This window comes from Streptomyces sp. NRRL F-5650 (genome assembly GCF_000721365.1).
GTDB classification, from domain to species: Bacteria; Actinomycetota; Actinomycetes; order Streptomycetales; family Streptomycetaceae; genus Streptomyces; species Streptomyces ardesiacus.
The window spans coordinates 37,371-59,086 of sequence record NZ_JOGV01000026.1 but is presented as its reverse complement, the minus strand read 5'-3'; the positions used below and the strand labels follow the sequence as shown (position 1 = coordinate 59,086).

At 72.5% G+C, this 21,716-nt stretch carries 21 protein-coding genes and 1 riboswitch; of the genes, 4 read left to right on the top strand and 17 right to left on the bottom strand.

Going from position 1 to position 21,716, the window contains the following annotated elements; genetic code table 11:
- Positions 1-13: 13 nt before the first annotated feature.
- The 10 genes from IG88_RS0122195 to IG88_RS0122150 all read right to left on the bottom strand — a co-directional run bounded on the left by IG88_RS0122195 (position 14) and on the right by IG88_RS0122150 (position 9,368).
- Positions 14-1,207, bottom strand: coding sequence for a glycine C-acetyltransferase (locus IG88_RS0122195; RefSeq protein WP_031043928.1), 1,194 nt, complete (start codon positions 1,205-1,207; stop codon positions 14-16).
- Between the two features lie 28 nt (positions 1,208-1,235).
- Positions 1,236-2,264, bottom strand: a complete 1,029-nt coding sequence (tdh, locus tag IG88_RS0122190; RefSeq protein WP_031043926.1) for an L-threonine 3-dehydrogenase — start codon at positions 2,262-2,264, stop codon at positions 1,236-1,238.
- Between the two features lie 202 nt (positions 2,265-2,466).
- Positions 2,467-3,042: a GAF domain-containing protein gene (locus IG88_RS0122185; protein ID WP_031043923.1), complete on the bottom strand. Its 576-nt coding sequence runs from the start codon at positions 3,040-3,042 to the stop codon at positions 2,467-2,469.
- A complete protein-coding gene (locus IG88_RS0122180) occupies positions 3,039-3,668 on the bottom strand; it encodes a GTP-binding protein (protein ID WP_031043920.1) in 630 nt (209 codons plus the stop codon). The genes IG88_RS0122185 and IG88_RS0122180 overlap by 4 nt, the downstream gene beginning before the upstream one ends.
- On the bottom strand, positions 3,646-4,020 hold the full coding sequence (locus tag IG88_RS0122175) for a DUF742 domain-containing protein (RefSeq protein WP_031043918.1): 375 nt from the start codon (positions 4,018-4,020) through the stop codon (positions 3,646-3,648). Before IG88_RS0122175 ends, IG88_RS0122180 begins: the two co-directional genes overlap by 23 nt.
- A 2-nt stretch (positions 4,021-4,022) precedes the next feature.
- Complete coding sequence (locus IG88_RS0122170; protein WP_031043915.1) at positions 4,023-4,457, bottom strand: roadblock/LC7 domain-containing protein; 435 nt, start codon at positions 4,455-4,457, stop codon at positions 4,023-4,025.
- A 119-nt stretch (positions 4,458-4,576) separates the two neighbouring features.
- Positions 4,577-6,445, bottom strand: a complete 1,869-nt coding sequence (locus tag IG88_RS0122165) for a sensor histidine kinase (RefSeq protein ID WP_031043912.1) — start codon at positions 6,443-6,445, stop codon at positions 4,577-4,579.
- Positions 6,446-6,888: 443 nt separating this feature from the next.
- Positions 6,889-7,218 carry a hypothetical protein gene (locus IG88_RS0122160; RefSeq protein WP_051852009.1) on the bottom strand — a complete coding sequence of 110 codons (330 nt, stop codon included), beginning with the start codon at positions 7,216-7,218 and terminating at the stop codon, positions 6,889-6,891.
- A gap of 389 nt (positions 7,219-7,607) precedes the next feature.
- The gene (locus IG88_RS0122155) at positions 7,608-8,459 is read right to left on the bottom strand and encodes a VCBS repeat-containing protein (RefSeq protein WP_199807482.1); all 852 of its coding nucleotides are present in this window, start codon (positions 8,457-8,459) and stop codon (positions 7,608-7,610) included.
- 300 nt (positions 8,460-8,759) lie between these two features.
- Complete coding sequence (locus tag IG88_RS0122150) at positions 8,760-9,368, bottom strand: CGNR zinc finger domain-containing protein (RefSeq protein ID WP_051852008.1); 609 nt, start codon at positions 9,366-9,368, stop codon at positions 8,760-8,762.
- A 97-nt stretch (positions 9,369-9,465) separates the two neighbouring features.
- On the opposite strand from IG88_RS0122150, the gene IG88_RS0122145 reads away from it, so the two are divergent.
- Positions 9,466-10,338 carry an NAD(P)-dependent oxidoreductase gene (locus IG88_RS0122145; protein WP_199807481.1) on the top strand — a complete coding sequence of 291 codons (873 nt, stop codon included), beginning with the start codon at positions 9,466-9,468 and terminating at the stop codon, positions 10,336-10,338.
- Complete coding sequence (locus IG88_RS0122140; protein WP_037836410.1) at positions 10,335-11,540, top strand: MFS transporter; 1,206 nt, start codon at positions 10,335-10,337, stop codon at positions 11,538-11,540. The genes IG88_RS0122145 and IG88_RS0122140 overlap by 4 nt, the downstream gene beginning before the upstream one ends.
- A gap of 625 nt (positions 11,541-12,165) precedes the next feature.
- Here IG88_RS0122140 and IG88_RS0122135 read toward each other — a convergent pair.
- Positions 12,166-13,359, bottom strand: coding sequence for an MBL fold metallo-hydrolase (locus IG88_RS0122135; RefSeq protein WP_031043898.1), 1,194 nt, complete (start codon positions 13,357-13,359; stop codon positions 12,166-12,168).
- A 159-nt stretch (positions 13,360-13,518) separates the two neighbouring features.
- On the opposite strand from IG88_RS0122135, the gene IG88_RS0122130 reads away from it, so the two are divergent.
- On the top strand, positions 13,519-14,205 hold the full coding sequence (locus IG88_RS0122130; protein WP_078861564.1) for a TetR/AcrR family transcriptional regulator: 687 nt from the start codon (positions 13,519-13,521) through the stop codon (positions 14,203-14,205).
- Here the strand turns inward: IG88_RS0122130 and IG88_RS0122125 are convergent.
- Positions 14,177-14,962, bottom strand: a complete 786-nt coding sequence (locus IG88_RS0122125) for an SGNH/GDSL hydrolase family protein (protein WP_031043885.1) — start codon at positions 14,960-14,962, stop codon at positions 14,177-14,179. The genes IG88_RS0122130 and IG88_RS0122125 overlap by 29 nt on opposite strands.
- Positions 14,963-15,197: 235 nt before the next feature.
- Positions 15,198-16,145 carry a M23 family metallopeptidase gene (locus IG88_RS0122120; RefSeq protein ID WP_031043883.1) on the bottom strand — a complete coding sequence of 316 codons (948 nt, stop codon included), beginning with the start codon at positions 16,143-16,145 and terminating at the stop codon, positions 15,198-15,200.
- 4 nt (positions 16,146-16,149) lie between these two features.
- A riboswitch (cyclic di-AMP (ydaO/yuaA leader) is annotated at positions 16,150-16,307 on the bottom strand.
- Positions 16,308-16,732: 425 nt separating this feature from the next.
- Here IG88_RS0122120 and IG88_RS0122115 point away from each other — a divergent pair.
- The gene (locus IG88_RS0122115) at positions 16,733-17,530 is read left to right on the top strand and encodes a tyrosine-protein phosphatase (RefSeq protein WP_031043881.1); all 798 of its coding nucleotides are present in this window, start codon (positions 16,733-16,735) and stop codon (positions 17,528-17,530) included.
- Between the two features lie 23 nt (positions 17,531-17,553).
- On the opposite strand, the gene IG88_RS38865 is transcribed toward IG88_RS0122115, so the two are convergent.
- The 4 genes from IG88_RS38865 to dxs all read right to left on the bottom strand — a co-directional run bounded on the left by IG88_RS38865 (position 17,554) and on the right by dxs (position 21,696).
- Positions 17,554-17,673, bottom strand: a complete 120-nt coding sequence (locus IG88_RS38865) for a DUF6126 family protein (RefSeq protein WP_007389118.1) — start codon at positions 17,671-17,673, stop codon at positions 17,554-17,556.
- Entirely contained in the window at positions 17,670-18,284 is a 615-nt protein-coding gene (locus IG88_RS0122105; RefSeq protein WP_031043879.1) for a helix-turn-helix domain-containing protein, read from the bottom strand. The genes IG88_RS38865 and IG88_RS0122105 overlap by 4 nt, the downstream gene beginning before the upstream one ends.
- A gap of 85 nt (positions 18,285-18,369) precedes the next feature.
- Entirely contained in the window at positions 18,370-19,755 is a 1,386-nt protein-coding gene (locus tag IG88_RS0122100; RefSeq protein WP_031043877.1) for an aspartate aminotransferase family protein, read from the bottom strand.
- A complete protein-coding gene (gene dxs / locus IG88_RS0122095) occupies positions 19,756-21,696 on the bottom strand; it encodes a 1-deoxy-D-xylulose-5-phosphate synthase (RefSeq protein ID WP_031043874.1) in 1,941 nt (646 codons plus the stop codon). It lies immediately after the preceding gene.
- Positions 21,697-21,716 lie beyond the last annotated feature (20 nt).

Genomic DNA, 21,716 nt, shown 5'->3' with positions numbered 1-21,716 from the left:
GTCAGCGGGGGTGTCAGGCGCCGAGCTGCTCCCTGGCCGCGACGAAGGCGTCCGCCGCGCGGTGCACGTCGTGGGCGGAGTGGGCGGCGGAGAGCTGGACGCGGATGCGGGCCTGGTCCTGCGGGACGACCGGGTAGGAGAAGCCGATCACGTACACGCCGCGCTCCAGGAGCAGCTCCGCCATGCGGCCCGCCTTCGACGCGTCGCCGATCATGACGGGCGCGATGGGGTGGTCGCCGGGGAGGATGTCGAAGCCCTCCTCGGTCATCCGGCGGCGGAACAGGGCGGTGTTCTCGGCGAGCCGCACCCGCAGGTCGTCGGCGGACTCCAGCAGGTCGAGCACCTTGAGGGAGGCGGCGGCGATCACCGGGGCGAGGGTGTTGGAGAACAGGTACGGGCGGGAGCGCTGGCGCAGCAGGGCGACGATCTCGGCGCGGGCGGCGACGTAGCCGCCGGAGGCGCCGCCCAGTGCCTTGCCCAGGGTGCCGGTGATGATGTCGACGCGGTCCATGACGCCGTGCAGCTCGGGGGTGCCGCGCCCGCCGGGGCCGACGAAGCCGACGGCGTGCGAGTCGTCGACCATGACCATGGCGTCGTGGCGCTCGGCGAGGTCGCAGATCGCGTCGAGCGGTGCGACGTAGCCGTCCATGGAGAAGACGCCGTCGGTGACGATCAGCTTGCGGCGGGCCTCGCCCGCGGCCTTGAGCTGCGTCTCCAGGTCGGCCATGTCGCGGTTGGCGTAGCGCAGGCGCTTGGCCTTGGACAGGCGGATGCCGTCGATGATCGAGGCGTGGTTGAGGGCGTCGGAGATCACCGCGTCCTCGGGGCCGAGGAGGGTCTCGAAGACGCCGCCGTTGGCGTCGAAGCAGGAGGAGTAGAGGATCGTGTCCTCCTGGCCGAGGAACGCGGAGAGCCGGGCCTCCAGTTCCTTGTGCACCTCCTGGGTGCCGCAGATGAAGCGGACGGAGGCCATGCCGTAGCCCCAGCGGTCCAGCGCCTCGTGGGCGGCGGCGACGACGTCGGGGTGGTCGGCGAGGCCGAGGTAGTTGTTGGCGCAGAAGTTGAGGACCTCGCCGGGGCTGCCGCCCGCGGTGACCTCGACGGTCGCGGACTGCGGGGTGCCGATCACGCGCTCGGGCTTGTGCAGGCCGGCGGCGCGGATCTCGTCGAGGGTGGCGCGCAGGTCGTCGCGCACGGAGTCGAACATCTCACAAGCTCCTAGGAAAGCAGATGACTTACGCGGTCCAGTCGAGGATGACCTTGCCGCCGCGGCCGCTCGCCGCGTCGGCGAACGCGGCCTCGAAGTCGCGGTGGGAGTACCGTCCGGTGATCACCGGGGCGAGGTCGAGGCCGCCTTCGAGCAGCACGGACATGGCGTACCAGGTCTCGAACATCTCGCGGCCGTAGATGCCCTTGACGGTGATCATGGAGGTGACGATCCGGGCCCAGTCGACCGGGAACTCCTCGGCGGGCAGGCCGAGCATGGCGATCCGGCCGCCGTGCGTCATGTTGGTGATCATGTCGCGCATGGCCTCGGGACGACCGGACATCTCCAGGCCGATGTCGAAGCCCTCGCGCAGGCCCAGTTCGCGCTGCCCGTCGGCGATGGTGGCGTCCGAGACGTTCAGGGCGAGGCTGACGCCGACCTTGCGGGCGAGGTCCAGCCGCTCCTCGCTCACGTCGGTGATGACGACGTTGCGGGCGCCCGCGTGCCGGGCCACGGCGGCGGCCATCAGGCCGATGGGCCCGGCGCCGGTGATGAGCACGTCCTCGCCGACCAGTGGGAAGGACAGGGCGGTGTGCACGGCGTTGCCGAACGGGTCGAAGATCGCGGCGACGTCGAGGTCGACGGGGACACGGTGCACCCAGACGTTGCCGGCGGGCAGCGCCACGTACTCGGCGAACGCCCCGTCCCGGCCGACGCCGAGGCCGACGGTGGCCCGGCACAGGTGGCGCCGCCCCGCCAGACAGTTGCGGCACTTGCCGCAGACCAGGTGGCCCTCGCCGCTGACGCGATCGCCGGGCTTGACGTCGGTGATGTCGCGACCCGTGTCGACGACCTCGCCGACGAACTCGTGGCCGACGACGAGCGGGGTGCGGATGGTCTGCCGCGCCCAGCCGTCCCAGGCCCGGATGTGCAGGTCGGTGCCGCAGATGCCGGTGCGCAGCACCTTGATGAGGACGTCACCGGGTCCGACGACGGGCTCCGGGACGTCCGCGAGCCACAGCCCGGGCTCCGCCTTCTCCTTGACCAGCGCCTTCAACGCTACGGCTCCTGACGGGGTGAGGTCCCGGCGGCGGGCATGCCGAAGCGGCCCGCGTCCGGGGAGGGGAGGGGAATCGCACAGCAATCTGCCGTACGTCACCGCCCCCGGTCCATCGAGCCTTTCTTAAGCCCGGCCGCAGCTTTCCTTCACGCCGTCCGCGCGGGCCGTCGCGGAGGCCGTCGCCAGGCCGGTCCGCGGCTCACAGGGGCAGGCCGTCCTCCGCGCTGCGCTCGATGCGCCGTACGAGGTCGGCCGCCGCCGACTTGATCGTCGCCAGGCCCGCGGTCCCCCAGGCCCGGGGCCGCACGTCGGCGGCGGACACGGTACCGAGGACCGTCCCCGTGCTGTCGATCAGCGGGGCGCCCAGGTAGGAGCGGATGCCGAAGGCGTCGACGACCGGGTTGCCCGCGAAGCGCGGGTAGTCGCGCACGTCCTCCAGGACCAGCGCCTTGCGCCGGATCACCACGTGGGGGCAGAAGCCGTGGTCACGGGGCTGGACCCGGCCGAACTCGGGGCGTGGCCCGTCCGCCCCGGTCACCGGCGCGGCCTCCGGCACCCGCAGGCCCGCGAAGAACTGCCCGCCCTCCATCAGGAAGTTGACCATGGCGTACGGCGCCTCGGCGAGGCCCGCGAGGTGGCCGGCGAAGGCGTCGAGAGCCGGATCGGGGCGTTCCGCCAGGCCCAGCGAACGCAGCCGCCGTACCCGGGCCGGGGCCTCCCGGTCCTCGGGGGTGAGCAGCAGACGTCCGGCCGGGCGCGGCGGGTCGTAGCTCATGGGCGGACTCCGGCGCCGAATCCCGGGGCGTGGGCCGGGGTGTGGGCGATGAGGTGGCGTACGAGGGTGAGCAGGGTCTGGACGCCGGAGCTGGAGATCCGGGCGTCGCAGCGCACGATGGGGATCTCGGGGTGGAGGTCCATGGCCGCGCGCACCTCCTCGGGGTCGTAGCGGTAGGAGCCGTCGAACTCGTTGATCGCGACGACGAAGCCGAGGCCGCGCTCCTCGAAGAAGTCGACGGCCGCGAAGGACTCCTCCAGGCGCCGGGTGTCCGCGAGGACCACCGCTCCGAGGGCGCCTTCGCACAGTTCGTCCCACATGAACCAGAACCGTTCCTGGCCGGGTGTTCCGAAGAGGTACAGGACGTGTTCGGCGTCGAGGGTGAGGCGGCCGAAGTCCATGGCCACGGTCGTCTCGAGTTTGTTCTCGATTCCGTCGAGGTTGTCGGTCGCGGCGCTGACCGTGGTGAGCAGTTCCTCCGTGCTCAGCGGCGCGATCTCGCTGACCGCGCCGACGAAGGTCGTCTTGCCGACGCCGAATCCGCCCGCCACGAGGATCTTCAGGGCGGTGGGGAACGGGTCGGCGCCTTCGCCGTGGACGTGGTCAGAGCTGTCGTCGTAGTCCATCGAGCACTGCCTCCAGAAGGGCCCGGTCCGTGGGGTGGTGGTGGAACGCGGCGGGTGGTTTGACGGTCAGCGCGCCGCAGTCGACGAGGTCCGAGAGCAGCACCTTGGTGACGGCCACCGGCAGCCGCAGGCGGGCGGCGAGTTCGGCGACCGGGAGGGGTGCCCGGCACAGGTCGAGTGCCTGGGTGTGCTCGGGTCCCAGGTAGCCGAGGGGGGTCGCCCCGGTGGCCATGACCTGGGACATCAGGTCGAGCGCGACGGTGGGCCGGGTTCGGCCGTTGCTGACGGTGAAGGGGCGCACCAGCCGTCCGGCCGCGTCGTCGAGCCAGGGCCCGTCGCCGGCCGCGGCCACCGTCAAGGCCTCATCGCCGGGGGTTCGACGGCGTGCTGCCGGGGCGCGGTGACGAGGTAGGGGCGGACGCTCTTGACCAGCATCGCCATCTCGTAGCCGAGTACGGCCGCGTCGGCCTCGCGGCCGGCCAGCACGGCGAGGCAGGTGCCGGAGCCGGCGGTGGTGACGAAGAGCAGGGTCGAGTCGAGTTCGACGACGACCTGCCGCACGTCCCCGCCGTCGCCGAAGCGGACGCCGGCGCTGCGGCCGAGGGAGTACAGGCCGGAGGCCAGGGCCGCCATGTGGTCGGCGCTGTCGGGGTCGAGGCCGTGGACGGATTTCACCAGTCCGTCGGCGGACAGCAGCACCGCGCTGCTGGTGTGCGGTACGCGCTGGACGAGGCCGCTCATCAGCCAGTCGAGGTCGGACACGTGGCCGGTCGGCGCATCGCTCGCCATGGTGGATCGACTCCTTGGGGTACGAAGGTCTGCGGGAGCGCGGGTCGTTCGGGTGGGGGTGAGGGCGGGGGTAGCGGTGGGGCTCGTGGCGGTGGTCGTGGCGGCGGTCGCGGGGACGGTCATTCGGCCGGTACGCCCGGGGTGCCGTGGGTCGGGGCCGGGGACGATGCCTCGGCGTGCTGCTGGGCCTCGGCGAGGCCGATGCCGCGCTGGAAGGCCGCCATCAGTCCCGGGTCGTGCCCGGTGTACTGCTCGGCTTCCTGGCGGGGCGCGGGACCACCGCGCAACTGGGGGGCGATGTGCTCCTGGGCGCGGCGGCGCGGCAGTTGGGGCTTGCCCATGGTGCCCCGCACCACGCTGTGCCGCGGTACGGGCGGAGTGGCCGTGTGTTCGGCGACGGCACCCCGGTCCTCGGGCCGCACGCCGGGCACGGCCGCGGCCGGGGTGGGCCGGTTCCGGTGTGTGCCGCGCACGGGCAGCAGCGGCACGGGTTCGCCGTCGGCCCTGCGCACCCGCACCGGCTCGGTCATTCCTGGAGCGGGAGCGGGCCCGGGCGCGGGAGCGGGCTCCACAGCGGCCGCCGGGACGGGAGCGGCAGCGGGAGCGGCGGGCGTCGGTGCGGGAGCGGCGGGCGTCGGTGCGGCCGGGGCGGGTGGGTACGCGCCCTCCGGCGGCCCCGCGGGAGCCACGGCCCGCAACTGCTGCCGGGGTGCCGGCAGGGGCACCGGCTCGACCCCGACGCCCTCCGCCGGCCGGGCCGCGTCCCCGGACAGCGCGTCCGGCTCCGTGCCCAGCAGCGCCTGCGGGAGGACCAGGACGGCCTGGACCCCGCCGTAGATGTTGGTCTGCAGCCGCACCGTGATCCCGTGCCGCTTGGCGAGCTGGGAGACGACGAACAGTCCGATGCGCCCGTCCGCCAGCAGGCGGGCGACGTTGACCTGGTCGGGGTCCGCGAGCAGGGCGTTCATCCGGTCCTGCTCGCCGACGGGCATGCCGAGCCCGCGGTCCTCGACCTCGACGGCGAGGCCCGAGGTGACGAGTCCGGCGCGCATCAGCACCTGGGTCTGCGGGGCGGAGAACAGGGTGGCGTTCTCGACGAGTTCGGCCAGCAGGTGGATGACGTCGGCGACGGCGTGGCCGCGCAGGGTGCCGTCGACCGGCGGGACCAGCCGGACCCGGGAGTACTGCTCGACCTCGGCGATGGCCGAGCGCAGCACCTCGGTCATGTCGACCGGGTTGCTCCACTGGCGGCGGGAGACCGCGCCGCCCAGCACGGCGAGGTTCTCCGCGTGGCGGCGGATGCGGGTGGCGAGGTGGTCGACGTGGAAGAGGCCCTTGAGGAGGTCGGGGTCCTCGATCTCGTTCTCCAGCTCGTCCAGGATGGAGATCTCCCGGTGCACGAGGGACTGCAGGCGCCGGGCGAGGTTGACGAAGACCTCCAGCTTCTGTTCGCTGCCCGCCTGGCTCGAGAGCTGGGCGGCGTGGACCACGGCGGTGACGGCGCCGTCGTGGGCCCGGGCGAGGTCGGCGGCGAGCAGTTCGAAGTCGTCGGCGTCCTGCGGCGGCGCGGCGCGTGGGGCGCGCGGGGAGGGGGCCTCGCCGCGGCGCAACGCCTCGACGACGGCTCGCAGTTCGCCCTCCTGGCGTGCGGTGCCGCGGCGCAGGGCACCGACTCGGTCGTGCACGGACCGGGCGGCGCGGTCGGCGGCGACGGCGGCGATGACGACGGCCGCGAGGGTCACCGAGACCGCCCCGGCGAGCACGCCCCACAGGACGGGGCCGGGCCGGGCGCCGGTGGACCGGACGGTGAACAGGACGACGGCACAGGCGCTGAGCGCGACCGCGACCGGCGGCAGGACGGCGAGCCGCAGGAGTTGGGGCCGTATGTGCGTCTCGGCCGGCGCTGCGGTGGTGCGTGGGGCCGGCCGGCCGTGCCGCCCGCCCTCGCGGCGGTCTGCGCGCGCGCCCGGTGCGCGGAGGTGAGACATCGGTGTCCTCGTACTGGTCCGTGTACTGGTGGGTCGGCCCTACGTCGCCCGACGGACACTGACAGTAGTCGCCCACCCCTCATGTGCGGTGGGCAGTTGCCAAAGTCCCCCGGCCAACGTCCCGCTCTGGTATGAGGCCTCGTACGACAGCCCGATAAGCCGGATACATAACCGTTCGGGAACGATGGAGAATCAGTCGGACTCGATCGAATCCGGTCACCGTGCGTGACCCTGACGGCCAGTCACCCATGCGCGAGCCCCACCTGACCGAACGGCAGACAGCAGATGTGTTTCACGTGCGGCGGCAGCTCCAGCACGGCCTCAGCGCCGGGGCATTGGGCATCACCTGGCCGTGGGCCAGGACCATGCCCTGGCACGCCCCGATGGCGCCGGGAGGTGCAGACGACGGTCAGCGGATCGTCGGGGCGCGCGGCGTCCAGTGCTCAGCCGAACGGCAGAGGGTCCGGCAGCAGCCAGGTGGCCGCCGCCGCGCCGCTGAGGAGAGCGGCGCCCCACCACGTCCAGCTCCGCCCGGACAGGGTGCGGGCGGCGTGAGCGGCTTCGGAGGCGACGACCACCCCGAAGACCAGCGTCAGGGAGAGGTCGCTCCAGGCCGTCTCCGGCCGCCCGACCACGAGCCAGCCGATCAGGCACCCCAAGAGCCCGACGGCCATGCCGCGCCACGGCGTGTGCGACCCGGGCTCCGTTGCGGCACGTACGCGGTGCACCAGGATCAGGACGATCTCGGCGAGGGCCGCCGCCACGGCGATCACCGGCCCACCACGGCCGGGGGCTGGACGGTGCCGGTCGGCGCGGCTGTGGGCGTGGCACGCCTGGTGGTTCTCATGCGCGTTCTTTCCATGGTCGCGACAGCCGACCGCCGATGTGGTTTTCCCTCGGCGGACCGGGCCGCGGATGATCTCGGAGCGGCGCAATGGAAACACATGTTGACCGAAAACGCCCACTTCAGCTCCGCGCCGCTCCTCGGCGTTGCCCCGGCCTCGACCAGTTCCCGCGACATCCGCTCGGCCACGGCCCGGCAGAGTCGGAGTCCGTCCGGCGACCGCAGTGAGCGTTCTCGTGGTCACCGTGCCGATCGCGGGGCGCGGGACCGACCGCCGATGCGGTGATCGGCCCCTCGGTCACCGCGTGGCACCCGTCGTCATCGCTCCGCTCCTGATGGCGGCGTGGCATCCGACGGCTCTCTCCGGACCGACGGCGTGCTCTCGGGGCCGGTGTACACGCAGGTCCCGAAGTCGCTCCATCCCGGCTGGAGTTCATCCCAGTCACCCTGGCCGAAGTAGCCGGTGCCGGCTTCGCGCAGGGTCACGCCGCCGTCCTTCTGACGGCCGATGTACTCCACGTATCCTCCGTCTCCGGCAGACTGGAACACGTGCAGCTCGGCGCGCCCGTCCTGGTCCTCGTCGGTCGCACGCACCGCGGCGACGAAGAACGAGACCCGAACGCGGATGGTGCCGCTCCGGCTGCCGCTGAGGTCCCGGGCGAGCGGTCCGTAGCGCACCTCGTGCACGAGCAGGTTGGCGCGGGGGCTGTCCCCGGTGTCCTCCTGACTGCGGAACAGCGCCAGATCGAGATAGCCGTCGCCGTCGAAGTCGCCGAACGTGCCCCTGGTCTCCAGGTCCGACGTGAGCAGGCCCCGGGCCTTCTGCCATACGCCGAGAGCGTCGTCGACACCGACCTCGACACGGTCGTCGGCCCGGCTGAAGAGGACGGAACCCTTTCCCGAGCGGTCCGGGTCGTGGATCTCGTCCAGCCGCCCGTCCGCGTCCACGTCCGCGGTCAGGCTGGTGTTGTCGGTGTCGGAGCACACCACAGTCGGCGCGTGCTCACCGGGCTCGGGCCCGGAACCGAGGGCGAGCGTCGTGGCGACCGCGGCCAGAACAGCCCCCGTGCCGATGAGGAGCCGCCTTCGCCCTCGTGTGTACGGCCGTCTCCACCAGACGGTGAACACACGGCTGCCACCGCCCTGTTGTGGACGCGAGGGTTCCACCATGCCGGGATACTAGTGTCCGGCGCCGGACGGCCGCCTGCGTCCGGTGGTGGCCCAAGGGCCGGCGCCCGGGTGGACGCGGTCGGCCAGGATGGGGACGCCTCGGCCTCGCGACGCGTCACCGAAGGCGAGTGAACAGCCCCGGCGTCGAGGCGATGGCGGGGCCGTGCCCCCTCCCAGCACCGGCCCCGCAGCGGCTGCTCGTTGCGACGTTCCCCCCCCACCGCCCACGACGTCCGGCATCGGCGGCCGCGCGCACATCCGTGCCCGGCGGGGCAGTTCGCTCTCCGGCCGGCGTCGGTCTCAACCCGCCGGCGCTGCCCGTCGGGCAGCGCGGAACGTCGCCTTCTTCGCGCGGTTGCCGCAGATGCTCATGGAGCACCACCGCCGGTTCTGCGCCTGGCTCGTGTCGACGTAGAGTCCGCGGCACTCCGGACTCTCGCAGGTTTTCACGTGCGCGCGGCGCTCCCCTCCGAGGACGGTGATCGCGTCCCGGGCGACGAGGCCGAGCGCGCCACGGACGTGACTGCCCGGCGGAGCGTGCCAACGCAGGCCGTCCGGAGTGAGCTCCGGGAACGCGCGCTCCTCCCCCGCGACCCGGTTGATCAGTTCCCGGTCGACGTCCTCGGGCGAGGCTCCCTGGGCGATCGCCGACCCTGCCCGGTGGATGGCCTCGCGCAGTCGGAGCGCCAGCCCGAGGTCGGCCGCGGTGGCGAGCTCAGGGCCGATCGTCAGCGCGTTGGCGGCGAGCCAGTCGTCGAGACGGCGGGCGTCCGGCAATCGCTCGACAGAACTGCCGTAGCGGTCGCTCAGGGTCGCCGTGAAGCGGAAGGCGAGCTGGTCGTTGTCGAGCCGGAACGCCGGAGCGTCGGCGGTGCCGGGCGGGCGGCTCTGTTCGGCGGACGAGGTCATGGAACCACCTTAGACGGTTCCAGCCCGGTTCCTGATGTATGTTGGAACCGGTTCAACAGGTTCCTTCGAGGAGGTTGATGTGATGGCGGACGTGACAGTGGTCGGCACCGGCAGGATGGGAGCGGCGATCGCCCGGAACCTCGTGACGGCCGGGTATCGCGCAGCGGCGTGGAATCGGGACCGCTCCCGGCTCGCTCCGCTCGTCGCCGCCGGCGTGACCGAGGCCACGGACCTGAGGGAAGCGCTCAGCTCTCCAGTGGTCTTCTCGGTGCTCGCCGACGACCGGGCCGTTCGCGAGGTGTTCCTCGACAGCGGCGCACTCACCGCAGCCCCTGCAGGGGCTGTGCACGTGAACCTTGCGACGATCAGCCCGTCGCTGGCCCAGGAGGCCGCCGGACACCACACCGACGAGGGCGTCCGGTACGTGGCCTCGCCGATGTTCGGCGGCGTGCCCGTCGCCGAGGCCGCGAAACTCAACCTCGTCACCGCCGGAGCGCCTGACGCCGTCGAGCGAGTTCGGCCGATGCTCGAAGCGATCAGCGCGCGGATCTGGCCGGTCGGAACCGAACCTCCGCAGGCGAACGTCGTCAAGGTCGCCGGGCAGGTGCTGATCGCCTCGGCGATCCAGTCGATGTCCGAGGCGGTGAGCATCGCCGAGCGCGGCGGCGTCGACGCCGGCACCCTGGTGGAGCTGTTCACCTCCACCATCACTCCCGGCCCGGTCTATACCAATTACGGCGAACTCATAGCCACCGAGAAGTACTCCCCGGCCGGGTTCACCCCGGCCCTCGGCCGCAAGGATGTCGACCTTGCCCGGTCCCAGGCCGCAGCGACCGGGCTCCGGCTGCCGGTGGCCGACCTGCTTTCGGCACTGCTGGCCGAAGCCACCGAAGCCGGGCACGGGCAACACGACTGGGCCTCACTCGCCGACCTCCAGCGGCACCGCGATCTCACCGAGGCCGCCCGGTGACCGCAACCACCGGCACGACCACTCTCCGGGCCGGCGGCACCGCACCCCCTCGACTGCCGCGGGCGGCCCTGCTCGCCCTGGCGGCGGCAGGCTTCCTGGCGATCGTCACCGAGACCATCCCGGCCGGACTGCTGCCACAGCTCGCCGCTGGGCTGTCGGTCTCGCAGTCCGCCGCCGGACAGCTCGTGAGCCTCTACGCAGTCGGGTCGGTCGTCGCGGCCGTCCCGCTGGTCGCCGCCACCCGCCGAACGAACCGCAAGAAGGTACTGCTCGTCGCGGTCCTCGGGTTGCTGGTGTTCAACGCGGTCACCGCAGTCGCGCCGTGGTATCCACTCATCCTCGCAGCGCGCTTCCTCGCGGGTACCGCGGCGGCGCTCGTGTGGGGCGTGCTCGCAGGCTACGCCCGACGCCTGGTCGCGCCCTCGCAGCAGGGGCGCGCGCTGGCCGTCAGCGGGATCGGCCAACCGATCGCCCTGGCCGTCGGCGTCCCTCTCGGCACACTGGCGGGTTCACTGGTCGACTGGCGGTGGGTGATCGCCGCGATCTCCCTCGCGGCAGCACTCCTGTCGATCTGGATCGCGGCCGTCGTGCCGGACGTTCCCGGCCGGCTCTCCGGCACCCCTGAGCCGCTGCGGCGCGTGGTCGTGCTGCCCGGCATCCGGGCCGTCCTGCTGGCCGCCCTGCTGTGGGTCCTCGCGCACAACATCCTCTACACCTACATCGCCCCGCTACTGGCCGGGACCAGGCTGCGCCTGGACACCGGTCTCGCGGTGTTCGGCGTCGCCTCCATCGTCGGCATCGTGGCAACCGGCGCGATCATCGACCGCGCTCTGCGCGCCACCCTGCTCGGTGCGCTCGCCCTCGTGGGCGCAGCGAGCCTGGCGCTGGCGAACCCCGGACTCGGCGTGCTGCCGGTCGCGGTTGCCGTCACCGTGTGGGGAATCGGCTTCGGCGGCGCGCCCGCGGTCCTGCAGACCGCCCTCGCGGACAGGGCGGGAGAGCACACCGACGCGGCACAGTCCGTGTTCGTCACCGTCTTCAACCTCGCGGTCGCCGGCGGCGGACTCGTCGGCGGATCGGTCCTCGCCGCCGGTGCCACCGCACCTGCCCTGGCATGGACAGCGCTCGCCCTCACGATCCTGGCGGTCCTCGTCGTCGTCGCTCGCAAGCGAGCCTTCCCGCCGGGGCCGCGCGACACCTGACCAAGGGCAGCGGGCATGGCGGTGGCCGGCTCCGGACGGTCCCGCCGCCGCGCCGCTCAAGCGGACCCGGCAGGTCCACCAGCGGCTCGGGTGCAGACCGCAGCACGGCTCGTACGAGACTGACCACGACCTGGCCGCCTTGTGCACCCGGACGGGCTGCACCATCCACGCCCCCGGCAAGACCTTCCCCCGTACGGCATCACTCTGCCCTTCCGGCTCGGCGCGGGCGATGACCAGTGCGTCTTCGCGCCGCGTCCGAGCTGGAGCCGATCCTCGCCGGGCTCGCCGCACGGTGGGAGCACGACGGCACCAGGCCCTGCCCGATCTGTTCGAACAGTGGGCGGTACTGCGGCCCTCGTGGTCCGGCGCCTCACCGGTCGGCCCCCGCGCACCTTCCGGGCCCTCCTTGAGAGCGAGATGCGATGCAGCAGCCGATGATCTCCGCGGACGCCTCCTCCGAAGTCGCCCCAGGACGTCGGCCCCGGCCTTGTGGACTTACGTTTCGCGCTCCACCCGGGGGCGTTCGAGCCAAGGCGCGCAGCAGACGATGCCGTGGGTCAGCGGGCAGCCGACCCAGCAGCCTCACCGTCTCCCCCGTTTCCCCCCGTCTCGCCCCCGACCGGCCTCACCGCTCCCCCGCGAGGTCGAGATCCCCCTTGCTCGTCCCGGCCACGCCCTCAGCGATCCGGGGACGTCGCCACGGGTGCGCGATCGGAGCCGACACCGTCCGCCACCACGCCTCCGCCGGCAGCTTGCCCGCCGGCTCGAACGGCTCCCCCGGTCGTGGGAACGCCACCGCCTGGCCGGCCTCCTCGGCCGCGTCCTTGGTCCACTCCCCCGGCTCCGCCCACGCGTGCGGCGCCAGGTTGAAGGTCCCCCAGTGGATGGGCAGCAGGGCGCCGTGGGGCGCGCCGCCCTGGAGGTCGAGGTGGGCGCGCACGCCCTCCTCGGGGGTCATGTGGATGTCCGGCCAGAACTCGGCGTACGCCCCGAGCTGGATCATCGTGGCGTCGAACGGGCCGTGCGCGGCGCCGATCTCCCGGAAGCCGTCGAAGTAGCCGGTGTCGCCGCTGTGGTAGACGCGGTGTTCCTCCCCGGCGACGACCCAGGACGCCCAGAGCGTGTGCTGGGTGTTGCGCAGCCCGCGCCCGCAGAAGTGCCGGGCCGGGGTGGCGGTGAGGGTGAGGCCGCCGACGCGGGTCGACTCGTGCCAGTCCAGCTCACGCAGCCGGCCGGCGGGCACGCCCCAGTGTTCGAGGTGGGCGCCGACTCCCAGGGGCACCGCGAAGACGGTGTCCGTGCCGGCCAGCGCCTTGATGGTCGGCATGTCCAGGTGGTCGTAGTGGTCGTGGGAGACGACGACCACGTCGACGGGACCGAGCGCGGCCAGGGGCAGCGGAACCGCGTGCAGACGCTTGGGCCCGGCGAAGGGGAACGGGGAGCAGCGCTCGCCCCACACCGGGTCGAACAGCACGCGCTGCCCGTCGATCTCGGCGAGCACGCTGGAGTGGCCCATCCAGGTCAGCCGGAGTCCCGTGGCGGACGGCCGGGCGAGGTCGGCCACCGTGGTGGCGTGCACCGGGATCGGGCCCCGCGCGGACCGGCTCAGCCGGGCCTGCCTGTCGAAGTAGGTCTTGGCGAACTCGGTGGCCGACCCGGAGGGCCGGGTCCGTGCCGCGCCCCCGGGGTTCTGGAAGACGCCGTCGCGGAAGTGGGGCGACCGGCGGATGCGGGCCATGCGGGCGCCCCCCGGGTCCGCGCCGAAGGCTGCGGGCCGCGGCACGCTGAACCCGGGACTCGGGGAACGGAAAGCGGCCACGGTACCTCCAGGTGGAGTGCTTCAGGTGATCGTCGTGCTGGTCTCGGTCTACGCCACTCGAACGTCGGATGCCGCATCCGTGTTCCCGGTCCGGGGCGGTCCGTGAGGGCGTCACCGCACGCTGGGGGCCTGCGCGGGAGCCTGTATAGGGTGACGGGCGTGGGGAGAGTCCGGTTGAGCGTGACGGAGCGGCGCGAGGAGCTGCTGCGGGCGGCCGTCGAGCTGATGTCGGCGCGGGGTGTGGCGGCACTGCGGATCGCCGACGTGGCCGCCGCGCTCGGGGTCAGCAACGCCCTGGTGCTCTATCACTTCTCGACGAAGGAGCGGCTGGTGGCCGCCGCGTTCCGGCACGCCGCCGAGGAAGATCTGGCCCATCTGCACAAGCTGCTCGCCCGCCGCACGACGGCGCTGCGCCGGTTGCGGGCGGCCGTGCGGTGGTACGCGCCGACCGGCCGGGCCGAGGGCTGGCGGCTGTGGATCGAGGGCTGGGCGGCGGCGCCGCGCGAACCCGCGCTGCGGGAGGTGACGGGCGAACTGGACCGGCAGTGGAAGGCGGCGATCGCCGCCGTCATGGCGGAAGGCGCGGCGGCCGGCGAGTTCTCCTGCGCCGAACCCGACGCCGCCGCGCTGCGCCTGACGGCGCTGCTGGACGGGCTGGCGGTGCAGCTCACGTCGTACGCGGGCGCGGTGTCGCGGTCCCGGGCACAGGAGTGGGCGGACGAGGCACTGGCCCGCGAACTGGGCCTGGAGCGGGCGGACCTGGCGCCCCCGCGACGTCGGGGGGACACCGCACGGGCGCCGGAGACCCGCTCCCGGCTCAGGCCACCGAGGCGATCCGCGTCTTGATGTCGTCCGGCGACAGCGTGCCCTTGGCCGTCACGTGGTCGCCCGACGACTCGCCGCGCAGCCGGCGTCCGATCCACGGGACCAGGTACTCGCGCGCCCAGTGCACGTCGTCGCGGCGCACGTCCAGCGTGCCGCGCGGCGGCAGGGGCGGCCAGGGCTGGTCGGGGTCGGCCGGGACGCGCAGGCCCAGTGCCTGTCCGGCGCGGAGCGCCACGCGGGTGTGGCCCTCCGGCGACAGGTGCAGCCGGTCCGCGTCCCACGCCCTGCGGTCCTGGACGCCGCGGAGCGACCAGAGGTCCAGCACGGGGCAGCCGTAGCGGTCGGCGACGGCGCGGACGTGTCCGTTGTACGTGGCGATCTTGCCGCGCAGGTGCTTGAGGACGGGCACCCCGCGGGTGTCGAACCCGGTGGTCACCAGGACGGTGCCGGCCGCGGCGGTCAGTGCGGCCACCGCCCGTTCGAACCGCTCGGCGACCTCGTCGGGGTCGGTGCCGGGCCGGATGATGTCGTTGCCGCCCGCCGCGAACGAGACCAGGTCCGGCGCGAGGGCCTCGACCCGCGGGACCTGTTCCGCCACGATCTGGTCGAGGAGCCTGCCGCGCACGGCGAGGTTCGTGTACGTGAAGTCGCCCTCGGGGCGCCGGTCGGCGAGCAGGACGGCCAGTCGGTCGGCCCAGCCGACGAACGCGCCGTCGGGGCCGGGGTCGCCGACGCCCTCGGTGAAGCTGTCCCCCACCGCCACGTACGACCCGATCACTGCTCTGCTGTCACTCTTCGAATCGTCTGCCACGTCGGCCCATGATTCACCTTGGAATGTGACCTACGCGACCGTAGGAAAGGGTTGACGGGCGGTGAGATAAGCCACTCCTAAAGTGTTCGTCAATTCCGGAATACGGCGGAGGGCGGGTCCGCCGCACAGCGGGTGCGCCGAAGGCCGGACCCGGGGATCGGGGTCCGGCCTTCGGGGCGCGGCGACCGCGCGGAACCGGTCGTCAGACGGAGACGCCGTGCGAGCGCAGGAACGCGATCGGGTCGATGTCCGAGCCGTAGTCCGGCGTGGTGCGGATCTCGAAGTGCAGGTGCGGGCCGGTCACGTTGCCGGTGGCACCCGAGAGCCCGACCTGCTGGCCCGCCGTCACCGACTGGCCGGCGGAGACGGAGAGCGAGGAGAGGTGGGCGTACTGGGCGTAGTGGCCGTCGGCGAGCTTGATGACGACCTGGTTGCCGTACGCGCCGCCCCAGCCGGCCGAGACGACGGTGCCCGCGCCGACGGCCTTGAGCGAGGTGCCGGTCGGGACGACGAAGTCGGTGCCGGTGTGGTAGCCGCTGGACCACATGCTGCCGGACTGGTGGTACGGGGTGCCGACGGTGCCGCCCGCGACGGGGGAGGTGTAGCCGCTGGTGGTGCCCGCGGACTGGGTGCCGGTGTCCGAGGACCGGGAGGAGGAGGTCGTCGCGGCGTCCGCCGGCTTCTCGGCGGCGGTCTTCTCGGCGGGCTTCTTGGCGGGCTTCTCGGCGGTCTTCTGCGACGGCGCGGAGGACGGCGCCGACGACTTGGCCGCCTTGCCGGCGATCGAGAGCTTGAGCCCGGGGTGGATCAGCGACGGGTCGGACCCGACGGCCTCGCGGTTGTCCGCGTAGAGCTTCTTCCAGCCGCCGTCGACGTGCTGCTCGTCGGCGATCTTCGAAAGGTAGTCACCGCTCTTCACGGTGTACGTCCGGGAATCCGAGTTCTTGCCGGAGCCGTTCGCGGCGGCCTTCTCGGCCGACGCCGGAACGGACTGCGCGGACTGCCCGGAAACGGAGTGCGCGGGAGCGGCGTTGGCGGCGGCGGCACCCAGCAGCGGCAGCGCGAGCGCGGCGCCGCCGGTTCCGGCGACGGCGATGGTGCGGGTCAGGCGCAGGGCCCTGGTACGGCGGTGCTTACCCTTCGCGGGCATGGCGAATTCCTCTCCGGCGCCTGCGAGGTGAGCTGTCGGGTGCGGGCTGGAGATGCCCGGCCGCGCCGGAACGCGGCTTTACCCCAAGCCGTTCCGGGAACCGGAACAGGCAGTTCTACCTGTGGGTCCCCCGCTCCTGCCGTGTACGGGTGGTGGATGAATACGGGCTCCGGTCGGCGGCAGGATTAGGCGTCCGTCCGGATCGGTGGTGAACGTAAGGGACCGGGACGCGCGGAAACAAGCGAGAGGTTCGCGCACCGGGCGTTTCCATTGATCCTTTACGGAAAAACGCGGTAACACTGCGTCGATTTCCGCCGCACCGCTTTCCCTGAATTCCCTTGGGAAGCGGCCCAATTACGTGAACATGACGGACAACGCACGGTCACGGATATGACGCTGCTCACGCACCTCTTGCCCACCCTTCGCCATTTCAGGGCCAGTTACCACCAAGACACCAATTCGGACAGACGACGCTTACCGGCCCGGAATGCCCCACTCGGAGCTGCTTTCCCGTACTGGTCATGCCGTATCGTCGAGTGGCACCCGCCGGCGAGCAGCGACGGCGGAACGGAGTGGGAGGAGCCCCCGTGACGCAGCAGGTCCCGTCGACCGAACCCGAGCTGAGCGGTGTGCGCAACTTCCGGGACGTGGGCGGACTGCCGACCGTGGACGGCCGGCGGGTACGGCAGGGGGTGCTGTTCCGCAGCGGGCACCTGGCGCACGCCACCGGTGAGGACGCCGCGTTCCTGGCCTCGCTGGGCCTGCACACGATCTTCGACTTCCGCAACGCGGCCGACCAGAAGCTGGAGGGCCCGGACGTCGAGCTGCCCGGCGTGCGCAATGTGAACCTTCCGCTGAGCGACCCGGCGGACGGGGCCGAGTTCTGGAAGATGGTCCGGGACGGAGACCTCGGCCAACTGCACGGGATCCTCGGCGACGGCAAGGGCGCCCGCCGGATGATCGCCTCCTACCGTTCGATCGTCACCGAGCGCACCGCGGAGCACTCCCGGATCCTGCACGCGCTCGCCGAGGACAGCGTGCCCGCGCTGATGCACTGCGCGGCCGGCAAGGACCGCGCGGGCCTGTCGATCGCGGTCACCCTCCTCGCCCTGGGCGTCGAGCGCGACGCGATCGTCGAGGACTACCTGAAGTCCAACGCCACGCACCGCCGCTACAAGGTGCACCGCAGCAGCTCCGCCGCCTCCGCCTACTCCCCCGAGGTCATGGAGCTGCTCAGCCCCCTCTTCGACGCGCGCGCCGAGTACCTGGCGGCGGCCTTCGAGACGATCGAGGAGACCTGGGGCGGCGTCGACGCCTACCTGGAGCAAGGGCTGCGGCTCACTCCCGGGACCCGGGAGCGCCTGCGCGAGCGCATGGTGGACTGAGCCGCCCGCCCGCGGACGGGGCGTTACTTGGCGCCCACCTCGAACAGCAGGTAGAGGAAGCCGCCGAAGACGTGCCCCAGGGCGATGTAGATGACCAGCCGCACCCACAGGGCGCGCGGGAACTTGTCCTCGATGGCACTCATGGCGTCTCTCCAGGGGTCGGGCCGAGGCACAGCGCGGCCGTCGGGCTCTGCAGCAGGGTGTGGACGAAGAGCAGCTCGACCCCGTCGGGGTCCTGGGCCGCGATCCGGTGCGGGGTCATGGAGTCGAAGTGGGCGCCGTCCCCGGCGGTGAGCCGGTGCTCGGTGTCTCCGAGGCGCAGCCGCAGCCGCCCACGCAGGACGTGGAGCCACTCCTCCCCGGGGTGCACCCGCACGACGTCGCCCTGGGAGCCGTGGGGCACCTGGACCCGCAGGGCCTGCATGCCACGGCCCGGCGCGCCCGCCCGGTAGTACGTCCAGCCGCCCGCGGCGGTGGGTTCCATGTCCGCGGCGCGCACGACGGCGTCCCGGTCGGCGGCCGTCTCGCCCAGCAGCCCGGCGACGGTCGTACCGTAGACGCGGGCGAGGGCGAGCAGCATCGGCAGCGAGGGCTGGCGCTGCCCGGTCTCCAGACGGGAGAGGTGGGCGGGCGACAGCCCCGCGGCGCGGGCCGCGGCCTCGAGGGTGAGGGCGGCCCGCCGCCGCAGTTCACGCAGTTGGGGCGCGACGGCGGCGACCGCGCCCTCGGCGGGGCCGGTCTCGGAGGAGCTCATGCCTCCATTCAGCCCGAGATTTGCCCGACGGGCAAATTCCTTGCCTCAGAGGCAAAAGCCCCGCGGAAAGGAGTGTGCAGCACGCTCAGCGGTTGGCCACCGCCTGCTTGACCAGGGTCTTCCCGAAGTCCCACATCAGGCCACCGCCGTGGTGCGCGTCCTCCATCACCTCCGTGAAGGCGTCGACGAACCGGTCGGCGTCGTCGGTGTCGATGATCAGCGGCGGGATCAGCTTGATCACCTCCAGGTGGTCGCCGGACACCTGGGTCAGGATCCGGTGCCGTTGCAGCAGCGGCACGACCACCATCTGCGCGAACAGCCCCTTCCGCGCGGCCTGCAGCATGGTCCAGCGGCTGCGCAGCTTCAGGGAGCTGGGCCGGCCGAACTCGATGCCGATCATCAGTCCCCGGCCCCGGACGTCGGCGAGCAGTTCGTAGCGGTCCACCAGTGCGGCCAGGCGGGACTTCAGCCGTTCTCCCACCGCGGCGGCGTTCGCCACGATCTCCTCGTTCTCCATCACCGACAGTACGGCGAGCCCGGCGGCCATGGCCTGGGCGTTGGACCCGAAGCTCGCCGAGTGGACCTGGACCCGGTCCATCGAGGAGTACACCTTCTGGAAGATCCAGTCCTTGCCCAGGGTGGCCCCCACCGGCACGTACCCGCCGGACAGTGCCTTGGCGACACAGACCAGGTCGGGTTCGACGCCGTCGTCGTGCTGGTAGGCGTAGAACTTCCCGGTGCGGCCGAGCCCCGTCTGCACCTCGTCGGCGATCAGCAGCGCCTTGTGCCGGTGCAGCAGTTCCTGCGCGGCCCGCAGATAGCCGGGCGGGGCCTCGTGCACGCCCTTGCCCTGGACCGGCTCCACGATCAGCGCGGCCACGTCGCCCTTCTTCAGCTCCCGCGCCAGGGCCTCCAGGTCGCCCAGGGGGACGGCGGTGTCGGGCAGCAGCGGGGCGAAGCCCTTGCGGAAGCCGTCCTCGCCGTTGACGGAGAGCGAGCCGGTGGTCAGTCCGTGGAAGGCGTGCGTGCAGTACAGGATCCGCCGTCTGCCCGTGGCGTAGCGGGCGAACTTCAGCGCGGTCTCGACGGCCTCGGTGCCGCTGTTGCCGAAGAAGACGCGGTCCAGGTGGGGGCTGTAGGAGAGCAGTTTCTCCGCCAGCAGGCCGGGCAGCGGCGGGCAGTCGAAACGGGTGAGGTCGGCGAGGGAGGCGTCGAGGACGTCGTGCAGCGCCTTGCGGACGACGGGGTGGTGGCGGCCCAGGCCCATGACCGCGAACCCGGCGAGCATGTCCAGGTAGTCGTTGCCGTCCGCGTCCCAGAAGTGCGCGCCCTCGGCCCGCTCGTAGACCTTGTCGAAGCCGATGGTGCGCAGCATGCGCGGCAGTTGGTGGTTGAGGTGCCTGGCGTGCAGCTCGTACCGCTCGGCCCCGCGCTCGGCCAAGAGCGCGGCGAGGTCGAACTCCTTGGTCATTCAGTTGTCTCCTTGCGCTGACATGACGTTCCGTCCGTCGCCGGACTGTTCTGCCGCCGGTTCCCCGGCCGGTTCGGCGAGGGCGAGGCTCGCGCTGATCCGGCCGGCGACGTCGACCGGGGTGAGGCCGATGTCCGCGAGCACCTCGGCGCGTTTGGCGTGCGCGAGGAACTGCTCGGGGATGCCGAAGCGGCGCACGGGGACGTCGACCTCGGCGTCCCCCAGCGCCAGCGCCACCGCGGAACCGACCCCGGCGGCGCGGCTGTTGTCCTCGACGACGGCGACCAGGCGGTGCCGGGCCGCGAGCGGGGCGAGCGCCGGGTCGACGGGCTTGACCCAGCGCGGGTCGACGACGGTGCAGCCGATGCCGCGGGCCTCGAGGAGTTCGGCGGCTCCGAGGCAGACGGACGCCATGACGCCCACGGCCACGAGCAGCACCTCGGGCCGGTCCCCGGCGTGCAGGACGTCCAGGCCGCCGATCCGGTCGACGGCGGGTACGGCGGGGCCGACGGACTCCTTCGGGAACCGCAGCAGCGTCGGCGCGTCGTCCACGGCGACCGCCTCGCGCAGTTGGGCGCGCAGTTGGCCGGCGTCGCGGGGCGCGGCGATGCGCAGCCCGGGGACGACCTGGAGGACGGACATGTCCCACATGCCGTTGTGCGAGGCCCCGTCGACGCCGGTGACACCGGCCCGGTCCAGGACGAAGGTGACGCCGCAGCGGTGCAGTGCCACGTCCATGAGGAGCTGGTCGAAGGCGCGGTTGAGGAAGGTGGCGTAGACGGCGACGACCGGGTGCAGGCCGCCGGTGGCGAGGCCGGCGGCGGACACGGCGGCGTGTTGCTCGGCGATGCCGACGTCCCACACGCGGTCGGGGAACCGTTCGGCGAAGGGGGCCAGTCCGACCGGGTGCAGCATGGCCGCGGTGATCGCGACCACGTCCTCGCGCTCCTCGCCGATCCGTACGATCTCCTCGCCGAAGACGGAGGTCCAGGACGGACCGCCCGCGGGGCTCAGCGGCTCGCAGGTGAGCGGGTCCATCACGCCGACCGTGTGGAAGTGGTCCTCCTCGTCGCGCAACGCTGGTTCGTAGCCGCGGCCCTTCTCGGTGAGGCAGTGCACCAGGACCGGCCCGTGGAAGCGCTTGGCGCGGCGCAGCGCCGACTCGACGGCGCCGATGTCGTGCCCGTCGATCGGGCCGAGGTACTTCAGCCCCAGGTCTTCGAAGAGCCCCTGCGGGGCGAAGGCGTCCTTGAAGCCCTTCTTGGCGCCGTGCAGGGCCTCGTAGACGGTGTGGCCGACCAGGGGTGTGCGCTGGAGCACGTCCTTGCCCCAGGCCAGGGCCCGCTCGTAGCCGTCGGTGGTGCGCAGCGTCGCCAGGTGGTTGGCGAGACCGCCGATGGTCGGGGCGTACGAGCGTTCGTTGTCGTTGACCACGATGATCAGCGGCCGGTCCCTGGCCGCCGCGATGTTGTTCAGCGCCTCCCAGGCCATGCCGCCGGTGAGCGCGCCGTCACCGATGACGGCGACGACGTGGCCCCGTTCCCCCTGCACCTGGCGGGCCTTGGCGAGGCCGTCGGCCCAGCCGAGGACGGTGGAGGCGTGGCTGTTCTCGATGACGTCGTGCTCGGACTCCTCGCGCGAGGGGTAGCCGGACAGGCCGCCCTTGCTGCGCAGCTTGGAGAAGTCCTGACGCCCCGTCAGCAGTTTGTGCACGTAGCTCTGGTGGCCGGTGTCCCACAGGATGCGGTCGTCCGGCGACTCGAAGACCCGGTGCAGGGCGACGGTGAGCTCCACCACGCCGAGGTTGGGTCCGAGGTGACCGCCGGTGCGGGCGACCGCGTGCACCAGGAAGTCACGTATCTCGCCGGACAGTTCACCGAGTTCCGCCTCGGACAGCGCCTTCAGGTCGCGTGGTCCCCGGATGTTCTCCAGAATCGTCACGCTCGGGCCCCCTTCGGTCC